We start from the raw sequence: 12,879 nt of genomic DNA, 5'->3' as shown, positions 1-12,879 counted from the left end.
GAAAACGCTTTATTACTGAGGAGGAAACAAAATGGCAGAATTAAAGCTTGATTCCATTTATAAAATTTACGATAACAAAGTAACAGCAGTTCAAGATTTCAATCTTCATATTAAAGATAAAGAATTCATCGTTTTTGTCGGCCCATCAGGGTGCGGTAAATCTACGACTCTCCGCATGATTGCAGGACTTGAAGAAATTTCTAAAGGCGCCTTCACGATTGACGGGAAGAAAATGAACGATGTTGCTCCGAAAGACCGCGACATCGCAATGGTGTTCCAGAACTATGCCCTTTATCCTCACATGAACGTATATGACAACATGGCATTCGGACTTAAGCTCCGCAAATTTCCGAAGGATGACATCGACCGCCGCGTTAAAGATGCAGCAAGGATCCTCGGTCTTGAGCAATACCTTGACCGCAAGCCGAAAGCTCTTTCAGGCGGTCAGCGCCAGCGTGTGGCACTTGGCCGTGCAATCGTGCGCGATGCAAAAGTTTTCTTAATGGATGAGCCGCTTTCCAACCTTGATGCCAAGCTCCGCGTACAGATGCGTGCTGAAATCTCCAAGCTTCACCAGCGTCTGCAGACGACTACTATTTATGTAACGCATGACCAGACTGAAGCGATGACAATGGCTACCCGCCTTGTCGTTATGAAAGACGGCATTATCCAGCAAGTTGGCGCACCTAAAGAAGTTTACGAAAAGCCTGAAAATGTATTTGTCGGCGGCTTCATCGGCTCACCTGCGATGAACTTCATGACAGGCACACTTGAAGAAGGATTCTTCAACATGGGTGATGTAAAAGTGGCTGTGCCGGAAGGAAAAATGAAATACCTTCGCGACCAAGGCTACTTGAACAAAGAGCTGATCATGGGCATCCGTCCGGAAGACATCCATGATGAGCCGGTATTCATCGACTCATCTGCAGGCACAAGAATCGACGCTGTTATTGAAGTAGCTGAGCTTATGGGAGCTGAAACAATGCTTTACTCCTCTGTAAGCGGCCACGAATTCATCGCACGCGTAGATTCCAGAACAGACGTTGACCCTGGTCAAACGCTGCCGCTTGCTTTTGATATGAACAAAGCTCACTTCTTTGACAAAGAAAACGAAAACCGCATTCGCCCAGCCAGCGAAGCAGTTGCAGCAGTATAATACAGAAAAAGCCTGACATTGCGTCAGGCTTTTTTTTGTTTTTATTGGTGGATGGGTGGTTTTTCGTATGTTTGCCGGCTTTTTGAAGCTTCAGTGAGAAGCAAATTAGCGTTTATGCGCAGCTTTTGGCTGTTTATGCGCGGCTTTTAGCATTTTTTGCGCGGGCAAAAGCTCTTATGCACGGCTTTTTCTCTTTATGCTCAGCTTTTTCCGTTTATGCGCGCTTTCTGCTCTTTATGCGCGCCTTCCCAATTATGCAGAGCGTTTCTCCCTTAACCCTATTCATACGCAGCTAATCGCAATACTCTCCAGCTCAACCGGGCAAACTATACCCTATTCCCGCTCCTCAGACAACTTCTCGCGCTGGCATTTCGGACAATGCCACAGGTGAACGCATTTGTGCTGCTGCAGGGAATCAAGCACCCCATCGTGAAGCTTCATGCTGTCAATTTCCATATAAGCACTGTATTCATCCAGATAGTCTGTCAGCCTGCCGGTATCCTCCATCAATGAGCCGCAGTCAGGGCACTCTATCCACTTATTTGAAAAGCCGTTGCATAAAGGACACATCTCCATGTTCTTAGTCTCCTTTTTCATTTTCTTCTTCCGTTAGAATGCAACTTGGCTATATGGGATATGTACTAAACAATAATTACCAATTTCAATTCATGCATAGAAGCTTGATATCTTTCCATACTACCAATATACAAGCAAGCAAAAGTCTTGTTAGTGGGTTAGCCAAGAGGCAAATGAACTCATCCTAGAATTCATCCGCTGGTGCAATCCCAGCAAACCCAGCCAAAAAATCCATTAAAGGAGTTGAAAATGACATGGCTCAAAGACAAAGCAGCTCTAACCAATTAGTAGTTCCAGGCGCTTCTCAAGCAATCGACCAAATGAAGTATGAAATCGCTTCTGAGTTCGGTGTAAACCTTGGCGCTGAAACAACAGCTCGCGCTAACGGATCTGTTGGTGGCGAAATCACTAAGCGTTTGGTTCAAATGGCTCAACAACAAATCGGCGGTTCTTACCAACGATAAGAATTAAATAACATGGCTAAGAGAGACATGAATCCTCATGTCTCTCTTTCTTTTTGCTTTCCGTAATCTTTCATAACCAGTAAACTGTCTTTATTACACTAGGCGGTGATACCTTGAAAATTACTTTATTCGGCAGCACCGGCAGGACCGGCCGGGAGTTTTTAAAGCGCTGCCTGGACAGCGGGCATCATGTAACAGTCCTCGTCAGGGACAAACAAAAGCTGGATTTATTAAACCTGAAACCTTCTATTGTGCTGGAAGGAAACACAAGAAATGAAGAGGATGTGCTGCTGGCCCTGCAAGGCTCTGAGCTCGCTGTCAGCTGTTTGGCTACAGACGGCGATGACACCCTTTCTGTCAGCATGAGAAATATCGCTGGATCGATGAAGCAGCTGGGGCTGACGCGCCTCCTGACAGTAGGAACAGCGGGAATCCTGCAGTCGCGCATCTCTCCTGAGCTCTTCCGCTTTCAATCCTCTGAATCAAAACGCCGTTTAACAAGGGCGTCTGAAGAGCATTTATCCGTCTACAGGCTGCTTCAGGAAGCGGATTTGGACTGGATGATCGCCTGTCCGACCTATTTGCCTGACGGAGAGCTGACTGGCAGCTACCGCCGGGAAGTTGATTTTCTTCCGATAGATGGCAAAAGCATTTCTGTGCAGGATACAGCGGACTTTCTTTATAATGAAATGCTCAGCCATACTTATTCCCAAAAAAGAGTTGGACTTTCTTACTGAAGAGCAGGCTTTGATGCCTGCTTTTTTTATGTCCAAATTCTTATTCTCTTTCTTCCTCTAATGTGAAAAAGGGCACCTTTCGACAAAACCTCCTGCTTTCTTGCATGATTCTTTACCCAGTAAAACAATTTTACAAAATCATACAATATAATCAAGGAATAATTTTCCGAATATTGAATTTTTAGGTCGTAAGCAATTAAAGGAGGATGATGGGATGAAAGAGCGTCATTTGAAAGCACTTGTATCAGGGATTGCGGCTGTTATGCTCACAGCAGGGATCGCAATGCCGGCTCAAGCGAAGCAGGAAAGCTATTCCTCAAGCAAGGCAGCCTACAAAGCCGTTAATCAAAAAGCTCAGAAAAAGCTTGTCTCACTGAAATCTGCCAGGAAATCGGAAGGAACAGCAGACAGCAGTCTCAGAGGCCCTGCCGATCCTTCCTACAAAATGGATGTAAAATACGACGCTAAAACTCACAAACTGACTGGAAAACTGAATGTTAGCTTCAAAAATAATGTGAAACAAAACTTAAGTGAACTTTATTTTAACCTTTGGGGACGCGCTGCAGACTTTAAGGAAAAAGGCGGCGGCATGGACGTTTCCAATATTAGAGTCAACGGCAAAAAAGCTGCCTTTGATGTGAAGGAAACTGCGCTTCATATTACAAACCTTTCCCTTCCAAAAAATAAAAAGGCAACTGTCACAATGGATTTTACCGTCAGCTTTCCTGAGCAGCAGGACCGCTTCGGCTGGTACGGCGACACTGTTTCCATGGGAAATTGGTTCCCGATCCTGTCTGTTTATGATGAAGAAGGCTGGAATGTGGATCCTTATTTTAATGCCGGTGAATCCTTCTACTCTCTGACAGGTAACTTTGATGTCAACGTAACGACTAACCGAAAGCAGGTCATTGCCGCAACAGGAACTGAGCAGGGCAAGCCGAAAATGGACGGCGAACTGGCAACCCACCATTACATAGCAGAAAATGTCCGGGACTTTGCTATGGAAATGAATCCAACTTATAAAATTTTGTCCTCTAAAGTGAACGGGGTCAAAGTACATGTGTACTACGATGACAAATATGCCAAATATGCTGCTTCCCTGCTTGAGTCAGGTAAAGACAGCATCAAGCTTTTCAGTAAAAAATTCGGCAAATACCCTTGGCCTGAGCTGGATGTTGTTACAATGGAAGGCTGGTTCGGCGGCATGGAATATCCTCAGCTGGTCATGATCAGCTTGAATGAAAACAGAAAACAGGAATGGGTTAAATCAGTCAATGCCCATGAAATCGGGCACCAATGGTTTTACGGCATTATCGGGGACAACGAATATGATGAACCATGGCTCGATGAATCCTTTGCAAGCTTCGCGGCAGCACTCTACGACAACAGCCTTGATGAACTGAACGTGCCTCCGCTTTCAGATCCTTACTACCATATTTCAAGCAAAGTCTCTGACTTCACGGCAAGAGGGAATGCAGGAATCAGTGCTTATTATTACACTATTTATGATTACGGCTCCACTGCACTGAATGACCTTAGGCTCGAGCTTGGCGATGCTGCTTTCTACAAAGCCATGAAAGCCTACTTTAAAGAAAAGAAATTCGGCATTTCTACAACAAAAGACTTTATTTCCGCGATGGAAAGGTCCTCCAAGCAGGACTTGTCCCCATTCTTCAGGGCGCATCGCATCTTCCCTTCTGATCAGAATTAATGGGAAAGCCAGCCGGCTGCGGCTGGCTTTTTTATGGTAAAATCAAGAAAAATACTAGGATCATACGATGAAAAAAACTATTTGGCAATCCATTCTTTTTTCCCTTATCGCGCATGTGCTGCTCGCGGCCGTTTACCTTCTGCCGAAAGAAGAGAACTATAGTTATCAGGACACTTATTTCCTATCCGCTTCACCGGCAGCCCTGCTTATCTCGATCCCTCTGGCGGCTGTGTTTTTTGGGGTTATTAAATGGGCCTATCTGCGCTTGAAGAGATAAGCGTTATTTCTCTTCAAAATGCCCCATAATCGTCTCGTACGCCTTCTCTGCTGATAGCTCCTTTTGAACATACATCTTGGCGTTAACGCCCAGGCGGTGGCGCATCCCTTCATCTTCCAGGAGGCGTTCCGCGTTTTTTCGGAAATGCTTCAGGTTTCCTGTATAGCATACTAATCCGCATGCCGCTTCTTTCAGCAAATAGGAAAAATGAGTAAATGGGTTTTCACTGGCGAGAATCGGCAGCCCGGCATTCAGATAATCTCCGGCATGGGCCGGCACGACTGGGGTTCCGAGCCTTCGATGAAGCAGGATCAGGCCGATATCAGCTTCAGCCAGCAGCCCGTCCCTCTCTTCCTTTCTGCGGGAGGAAAGAAAGCGGATATTATCCAGATTTTTCGATTGTATCCAATGCTTTTCTGAGCGCTTCAGCTCACCGGTAATGATAAACATTGCATCCTCATCCTGGCGGAACTCTTCGGCTATTTCGATTAAAAACTGCATTTCTTCCTCTTGGCTGTATTCGAAAACAAAAAGCTTTGCACTGTGGCTGATTTTCAGCTTGTCTCTCATGCCATAAGACTTTAATATTTTTGGTTTTTGCCAATTTGGCACGTAATCGAGTTTTTTCCGGAAGGAATATTTGGCGCCTAAAAATTTGACTAATTCAGGGGAAATGCATCCGATCCAATCAGCTTCCTCGTAAAGAAGAGACTCCTTTTTCTTCAGCAGATGGGCAAAAAGCGGATTGTTCAGCTGATCCAAATCCTTCAGGGTTTCATAGGCCAGCCCTCTCAGCAGCAGATAAAAAGGGCATTGATGCTCTTTTTTCACCCGTGAAATGGTGCCTGGCAGGATGCTTGACGGTGAGGCTGATAAAATAAGATCAAAATGAATGCCTTTGAAATACTGCCGGAGCTCTCGGCTGATATAGCCCGGCTGGAAAAAAGGCCCGAATACCGGTGATGTATAAATGCGGCTTTTTTTCATTCGCAGAATAGACAGACTGCCTTCTTCAGAAAGGATCGTTTCATTCTCATATGAGGTTTCCCGAAAGGCAGCCATATACACCTTGTGCCCATTTTTCGAAAATTCATCAGCCAAAAGGGCATATGGGTGATCAGGCTGTGCTTCATCAGGATAACTATCCAGCAGAAACAAGATATTCATTTCCTACTCACTCCGCAAAAAATTTTCTTTCGTACTTATTTTTATATGTACGTCTGCAGGAGCTTGTTCCAGTTTTTTAAAAAAGGAACTTCCTAATTTGAGGAAGCTCCTTTTTTATACTATTTGCTTGTTAAACCCCGAACAGCCAACTGCTATAAGTTACCGTCCAGGAATGCGCTCCATTTCAGTCGCGTTGCCCGCTCTATACTCCCCGCTGCTGCGCAGAGACCGAGCGCCATGTTGAACCACTTTGACAGAGCAATAGGCGAGTTGAAGGTACCGAAGCGCTCAGCTACCGGAGGGATATGAGTGACAATATCGATGATTTGAGGGGCTGCGAGAACAATAGGAATGATAACCATAATGAGAGAAATGATTCTGATCCAGCGGCCAAGCGCCGGGTGGCCGCGATCAAGACGAGCGCGCCGCCCCTCGGTAGACCTTTCGTCAGGGGTAAGCTGATACTCTGCTCCTTCGTCTGTAACAAAGTGGCAGCGTTTAAGCCCAAAAACCGTGGACTGTACTTCAATCCATCCTCCATCCACGGGGAAGACCGCAGGCAGTTTGGACTCGGCGCAATGTTTTCCGTCAAAGTATAGGTGGGCCTTTCCTTTATCGGCATTCGAGGAGAAAAACTGTTCCCAATACGGAACATCAACTGCGAAGACCGCTTGTCGGCCATCTTCTTTTATCACTGGGAGATAAAATAAAGAACGGGAGAGCATCTGCCACCAGTGAAAGGCTTTTAGCGAACGCCCATTTCCGGCTTTCACCCTTTTCGCGGCTTTGAGTCTTCTTTTCTTTTTGGACACTTCCTCACCTCAATTTTGTCTATTTAGTTAGCACCCGCCCTAAACTCTTCAGCCCGAGCTTCCGCTGCCGGCACACTTTATCGGATTTGTATATCACCTGAATCTGTCCTTATCTTGATAACATCTTTCGTTTCTTTGGGTGCTTCTGGTGCTTTAATGTGTCCAGTAGCGGTCTTTAAGTCGAAGAATCCTTTGAACTCCGGATCAGGTGACAAAGCCACGTCACCGCTGCGAACGGAGATATCCATGCTATCTGAACGCTGCCCCGTCACATTAACGCTGCCAGAAGCCGATTGCGCCGTAAGAGCACCTTTGAGCCCTTGAACCTTAATGTTGCCTGAGTGGGTTTGTATTTCTGCATTCCCCCGTATTCGCTCCGCCGCAATATCCCCGGATTTTGTAACTAAACTTAATCGTCCGGCGTTGATATTCTCCGCTCGCAGATTGCCGGAAGATACAGACATATTGATATTTTTCGCCTTTAATCCAGTAAAGCTGCTTTTACTGTTGTTTGATTTATAAATAATTTGCTGCAGCTCTGTTTCATCGGCCAGCGCTACAATAATCTTTTGTTTGATGGACTTATAGTTAGGCGCGACTAATTTCACATCTTTATCCAGCTGGAGTTCTAGGGCATCCCCTTTGATCTCCGTCTCTTTCAACTGATCAGCGCTGTTTTGCTGCATATTGCCGCTGACTTCCACATAGTTGGTGCCATCAGGACTGGGGATGAACTCCATATCAGCGTCATATTCGCTCTCGATGATGAGCGCACTCAGCCTGTTGTGCGCAAACGCCCATTTTTGCTTGTGATAGGGCAATTTATCCACAAAATCGAGCGGCTGACATGCCGTTGCAATGAAGCTCATGATGAGCAGACTGATGCCCAGGAAATACATTTTTTTACTGTTCACTTTTCTTTCCCCCTTTCAACTAATGACCAAATTGTTCTATACTTCCTTGGAACATTGTCCAAAACCACGTTATTGCGGGAGTAGAAATACAACATTTTTTCTCATTTGACTATTCTTAAGACGCTTTTTACAATTTGCTCACTATAATCTTCAAGACTTAATTCATTTTGAGATAATGACATCGAACCTGATATTGCACCTCGAATCACAATTGCAATCGCCCGTGTATCAAAATTTATAAATTCTTTAGATTCTTGTCCTTTGTAAAGAATGTCTTTCAACCAAACAATTAATTCATCTTCCTGATTAACTTCTGCTCGATAATATGGGACGTTGTCTGGCGTGCGGGCATTGAAAATAATTTCAAGTAAAGCGATATTATTTTCACGATATGTTATTTGATATGCCAAACTTGCTTCTATAAACGCCGTTAATTTTTCCGTATAAGTTTGTTTCTGTTCTACTTTTCCCTTAATAAATTCCCGTTCCTTCTGGACCAAATAAATCAATGTATTCCTCATTAAATCTGCTTTACCAGAGAAATGGTAGGATATTAGTCCAGTACTAATATTTGCTTTTTTTGCTATTGTTGAAAGGCTCGTGCTTTGGTAACCGATTTCTGCCAAAACTTCAATCGCAGCTTTCATTATTTGCTCTTTTCGTGCATCAGCTATCAAGTATTGTTTATTTTCCATTTTTTCCACCCTTAGCAAATGTTGATTAGTCATTTTTTATTTTGATCGGTCAATCAATTTTATTCTATACTCCTTTTTATTTCCGGTCAATGCTTTGAAGAAGGCTTTGTTGCTTTATTTGAAACATTAATCTGATATGCCTGGGATATCTAATTTCTCGACACCTTTTCCGACGTCTTCGAAATAGTCATCTTTTTGTGGTCTTCTGTGACTATGACACTAACTTGTTCAACATTTGCCGTAGTTTCTGTCTCTTAATTTTCTTTGGTTCTTCACCAGCTTTTTATCTTTTAAAGATACCAGCAAAAGATCTTAACACAGCCGAAAATTAAAAGGATGCCGTCATCATGACAGCATCCTTTCTCATTAACCTGCAAGGATTTTTTGCTTTCCCTGCTGCAGCTTATACATTTGATAGTACTTTCCTTTTTGCTTCATCAACTCATCATGGCTGCCGCGTTCTGCGATCTCTCCTTTTTCCAGCACAAGGATTTGATCCGCATTTTTGATCGTGGACAGCCTGTGGGCGATGATAAAGGTTGTTCTTCCTTTTTTCAGCACTTCCAGGGCATCCTGGATGATGGCTTCTGTTTCCGTATCAATGCTTGCTGTCGCCTCATCGAGAATTAAGATGGCCGGGTCGTAGGCAAGAGCCCTTGCAAAGGAAACGAGCTGGCGCTGGCCTGAGGAAAGGGTGCTTCCCTTTTCCACAACAGGCTCATCAAAGCCTTCCGGAAGGTGCTTCAATAGCTCCTCAGCCCCTACATCACGAAGGGCTTTTTCAATTTTATCCCTTGGGATCTGTTCATTTTCAAGACTGACATTAGAGGCGATCGTTCCGGTAAAAAGAAACGGATCCTGCAGCACAATGCCCATGTGCTTGCGGACTTCCTGGCGCGACATTTTTGAAATGTCACTACCGTCAATCGTGATTTTTCCTTTTTGAATCTCATAAAAGCGGAAGAGCAAATTCATGATCGAGCTTTTGCCAGAGCCTGTATGGCCGACAAGGGCCACTGTTTCGCCTTGCTTTGCCTCAAAGCTGATATTCTTCAAGACATAGTTATCAAGGCTGTAAGCAAAGGAAACATCATCGAAAACAACATTACCCTTATAGCGGCTGCCTGCTGCTTCTTCAACAGGGATACCCTTTTGATTCAGGAGCTGGAACACCCGCTCTGATGCCACCCTTGCCTGCTCAAGCTGGGCAAATTGGTTAACGATTCCTGTGATCGGCTGAAACAGTCTGTTCAGGTAATCGACAAATGCATATAAAACACCAAGGGAAATCGCGGCATCAGCCTTGAGAGAAGCTCCTCCAAAAAACCAGATCAGCGCAACAAAGGCAATGTTTCTCATAAATCCGACCATATTATGGGATAAAAGAGAATTCAGGCTGAGAAGCTTTCGCTGATACTGATAGTGAGACTCATTCAGCTCTTCAAATTCCCTGCTTGTTTCCTTTTGGCGGCGGAATGCCTGGATGATCGTCATCCCTTGAATTGATTCGTTCACCATTGCATTAATATCGCTCACAATCGAGCGGATTTTATGGTTATATTTAGCGGCATATCTTCTGTAAATCACAGACCATACAGCAAGCAGCGGCAAAATCAAAAGGCAGATCAAGGCGAGCTTCGGTTCAAGCAAAAAGAGCGCGATGAAAATGCCTGTAATATAAATGGCGCTTGTAAAAAAGGTGGCAAGGACCGCTACATACAGCTCGCGGATGGCTTCAGTATCATTCGTGACCCTTGCTACAATTTTCCCTGCCGGAAGGCTGTCAAAGTACGTAATCGGCAGGCGCTGGATGTGTTCGAAAATGTCTTCTCTCATCCGCTGGATAATCCGGTTGGACGTGACCTGAAGGAAGTAGCGCTGGCCATAGTTGAAGAATGATGCCAGAACAAGAAGACCCAGGTACAGCCCCATCAAGCGGATCACACCGTTCACTTCAGGTTTATAGAAGCTTAACAGCTCCTGTCTTGATAGCTTTTCAGCAGGATAAACCGCTTTTTGCTTCCCTTTCGAAATCACCAGGTTGGAGCCTTCGGCAGTCCGGGCTCCGTCAAACCGGATACCTGAAGGGATAAAATAATAGTCCCTTTTCACCTGCACAATTCTGATTTGCCTGCCTTTTGCTTCTCCATCTGAAAAGCGGTCACTGCGCTTATACAGCTTTCCTTTGTAAGAAACACTATCATTTCCAGCTTTGCTTGTTTCAAACCACGGCTTTTCAATGCCGAGAATGTGCTGGTCAATCATGTTTTTGGCAATGAAGGGACCTGTCAGCTCGGCAAACACCGCAATGGAAAGCATGGCTAACGCCAGAATCAGCGTTTTTTTGTAAAGGAGCGCGTAGCGGAATAATTTTCTTCCTGTGTTCATGCGCTCACCCCGCCTTCTTCTTCAATCTGCTGTCTTTCATATTGCTCTTTGTACCACCCGTCCCGTTTCATCAGCTCGGCGTGTGTTCCTCTGTCCGCAATGACCCCGCCGTCAAGGACAAGTATCTGATCGGCATGCTCAACAGCTGAAAGCCTGTGAGTGGTAATAAACGTCGTTTTATCAGCCCGCTCCCGGCGAATATTTTCAATAATTGCCGTTTCTGTTTTCGCATCAACGGCTGAAAGCGAGTCATCCAAAATCAGGATTTCCGGGTCAATCAGAAGCGCCCGTGCAATGGAAATCCGCTGCTTCTGGCCGCCGGATAAAGCGACCCCTTTTTCGCCAACGAGCGTTTCAAGCCCTTTCGGAAGCATTTCAAGATCTTTCCGGAAGAAAGCTGAATCGATAGAATGCTGAAGCTCCTTTTCTGTTCCGTGAATCTTTCCGAACAGGATGTTTTCTCTTACCGTTCTGGAAAAAAGCACATGATCCTGCGGGACATAGCCGATCCATTGCCTGAGCGTTTCCATCGGAAGCTTTTCAATCGGCACCCCGGATATTCTGACCTCTCCTTTTCCAGCTGGGTATTGGCGAAGCAGCTGTCTGATGATCGTCGTTTTGCCGCTGCCTGTTTTGCCGACAATCCCGACTGTTTCGCCGCGTTTTACAGAAAAGGACAAATCCTTTAGATTTTTCACTTCGGAAGAAGGATATTGAAAAGTAACAGAGTTAAATTCAATGCTGCTTGGAATATCAGCCGATGCAGGTGCTGCAGCATCTTTTACATCAGGCTCGTAAGCAAGTGTTTCATTGATTCGGTCAAGTGATGCATTGCCGCGCTGCATAATATTGATCAGCTCTCCGATCGCGAACATCGGCCAGATCATCATGCCGAGGTAAACGTTAAAGGAAACAAGCTCCCCAAGCGTCAATTCTCTGTTGAAAACCATATAAGCGCCATATCCAAGACCGATCATATAGCTGATGCCGACCAGGAGCTTGACTGTCGGATCAAACAGGGCATCAATTTTTGCGACGGCCACATTTTTCCGGTACACATCAGCCGCCATATGGCTGAACCGCTTTTCATCTTCTTTTTCCTGGACAAATGCCCTGATGACCCTGACGCCTGAAACAGATTCAAGCACCTTGTCATTCAAGTCGCCAAATGCATCCTGTGCGGCGATAAAGCGTTCATGAATATGCTTGCCGAAGCGGCTGATTATAAAAGCCATAATCGGAAGCGGAATAATGGCAGCAAGCGTCAGCTTCCAGCTGATAATAAAGCCCATTGTCAGAAGAATGGTCAGCATGTACATGCTGGAATCAACTAGGGTCAGGATGCCAAAGCCTGTTGTCAGTGAAATCGCCTTCAAATCGTTCGTCGCTCTTGCCATCAAGTCGCCAGTACGGTTCTTCTCGTAAAACGTCGGCGTCATCTTCAAAAGGTGGCCCATAAACTTGGTGCGCAAAATCTTCTCGATCGTGTTGGAGCCGCCAAAAAGGTTATACATCCAAAAATAAGTGCATGTGTATGTCAGGATGCCAAGCCCTATAAATATCAGGATATACTTAGTGAGCAGCCCGGCAGAGAAAATCCCCTGGTCAATCTGGTCAATCACTGTCCCGAGCAGCTTCGGAGGAATGACCTCCAGAATATTAACGATCAATAACAAAACGATTGCAATCGCGTACTGCAGCCAATATTGTTTAAAAAACCACTTTAACTTCACTAAAACCGAAAACATGGATATTCATCTCCTTTATGCTTTTTTGCTAACCGCTGTCTGGATCTCCTTTTTCCACTAGCCTTTTAATGAGTCTGCTTCTTTTCACATCTGATTCCTCCTAATTTTCTAAAAATTTATCAATAAAAAAAGGCACAATGCTTAAAGCATATGCCTTTTTTCATGAAAGAATGAAAAAGGCACGGACAGCAGGATAAAAGGATGCTGCCCGTGCCTAAATGTTTTTAATGAGCT

12 protein-coding genes are annotated in these 12,879 nt (G+C 44.9%); 5 read left to right on the top strand and 7 right to left on the bottom strand.

From position 1 onward, the window contains the following. Positions 1–31 precede the first annotated feature (31 nt). Entirely contained in the window at positions 32–1,156 is a 1,125-nt protein-coding gene (locus LRR81_RS11285) for an ABC transporter ATP-binding protein (RefSeq protein WP_231789480.1), read from the top strand. Between the two features lie 333 nt (positions 1,157–1,489). On the opposite strand, the gene LRR81_RS11280 is transcribed toward LRR81_RS11285, so the two are convergent. After that, positions 1,490–1,732 (bottom strand): hypothetical protein, encoded by a 243-nt coding sequence (locus LRR81_RS11280; RefSeq protein ID WP_231789479.1) that lies wholly within the window; start codon positions 1,730–1,732, stop codon positions 1,490–1,492. 254 nt (positions 1,733–1,986) lie between these two features. Between LRR81_RS11280 and LRR81_RS11275 the strand changes: the two genes are divergently transcribed. The 4 genes from LRR81_RS11275 to LRR81_RS11260 all read left to right on the top strand — a co-directional run bounded on the left by LRR81_RS11275 (position 1,987) and on the right by LRR81_RS11260 (position 4,921). Then, positions 1,987–2,196, top strand: a complete 210-nt coding sequence (locus LRR81_RS11275) for an alpha/beta-type small acid-soluble spore protein (RefSeq protein ID WP_231789478.1) — start codon at positions 1,987–1,989, stop codon at positions 2,194–2,196. A gap of 113 nt (positions 2,197–2,309) precedes the next feature. Beyond that, a complete protein-coding gene (locus tag LRR81_RS11270) occupies positions 2,310–2,933 on the top strand; it encodes an NAD(P)-dependent oxidoreductase (RefSeq protein WP_231789477.1) in 624 nt (207 codons plus the stop codon). Positions 2,934–3,147: 214 nt separating this feature from the next. Next, positions 3,148–4,644, top strand: a complete 1,497-nt coding sequence (locus LRR81_RS11265) for a M1 family metallopeptidase (protein WP_231789476.1) — start codon at positions 3,148–3,150, stop codon at positions 4,642–4,644. A 67-nt stretch (positions 4,645–4,711) separates the two neighbouring features. After that, positions 4,712–4,921, top strand: a complete 210-nt coding sequence (locus LRR81_RS11260) for a hypothetical protein (protein WP_231789475.1) — start codon at positions 4,712–4,714, stop codon at positions 4,919–4,921. Between the two features lie 3 nt (positions 4,922–4,924). Here LRR81_RS11260 and LRR81_RS11255 read toward each other — a convergent pair whose 3' ends face one another. The 6 genes from LRR81_RS11255 to LRR81_RS11230 all read right to left on the bottom strand — a co-directional run bounded on the left by LRR81_RS11255 (position 4,925) and on the right by LRR81_RS11230 (position 12,645). Next, complete coding sequence (locus LRR81_RS11255; protein WP_231789474.1) at positions 4,925–6,088, bottom strand: glycosyltransferase family 4 protein; 1,164 nt, start codon at positions 6,086–6,088, stop codon at positions 4,925–4,927. 152 nt (positions 6,089–6,240) lie between these two features. Next, on the bottom strand, positions 6,241–6,900 hold the full coding sequence (locus tag LRR81_RS11250; protein ID WP_231789473.1) for a hypothetical protein: 660 nt from the start codon (positions 6,898–6,900) through the stop codon (positions 6,241–6,243). Positions 6,901–6,977: 77 nt separating this feature from the next. After that, a complete protein-coding gene (locus tag LRR81_RS11245; protein WP_231789472.1) occupies positions 6,978–7,814 on the bottom strand; it encodes a DUF4097 family beta strand repeat-containing protein in 837 nt (278 codons plus the stop codon). 101 nt (positions 7,815–7,915) lie between these two features. Continuing rightward, a complete protein-coding gene (locus tag LRR81_RS11240) occupies positions 7,916–8,509 on the bottom strand; it encodes a TetR/AcrR family transcriptional regulator (protein ID WP_231789471.1) in 594 nt (197 codons plus the stop codon). 366 nt (positions 8,510–8,875) lie between these two features. Beyond that, positions 8,876–10,897 (bottom strand): ABC transporter ATP-binding protein, encoded by a 2,022-nt coding sequence (locus LRR81_RS11235; RefSeq protein ID WP_231789470.1) that lies wholly within the window; start codon positions 10,895–10,897, stop codon positions 8,876–8,878. Beyond that, on the bottom strand, positions 10,894–12,645 hold the full coding sequence (locus LRR81_RS11230; RefSeq protein WP_231789469.1) for an ABC transporter ATP-binding protein: 1,752 nt from the start codon (positions 12,643–12,645) through the stop codon (positions 10,894–10,896). Before LRR81_RS11230 ends, LRR81_RS11235 begins: the two co-directional genes overlap by 4 nt. Positions 12,646–12,879 lie beyond the last annotated feature (234 nt).

The organism is Metabacillus kandeliae, from assembly GCF_021166585.1.
Lineage (GTDB): Bacteria > Bacillota > Bacilli > Bacillales > Bacillaceae > Metabacillus_B > Metabacillus_B kandeliae.
The sequence above is the reverse complement of the archived record's forward strand: the minus strand, read 5'-3'. Positions and strand labels throughout refer to the sequence as shown.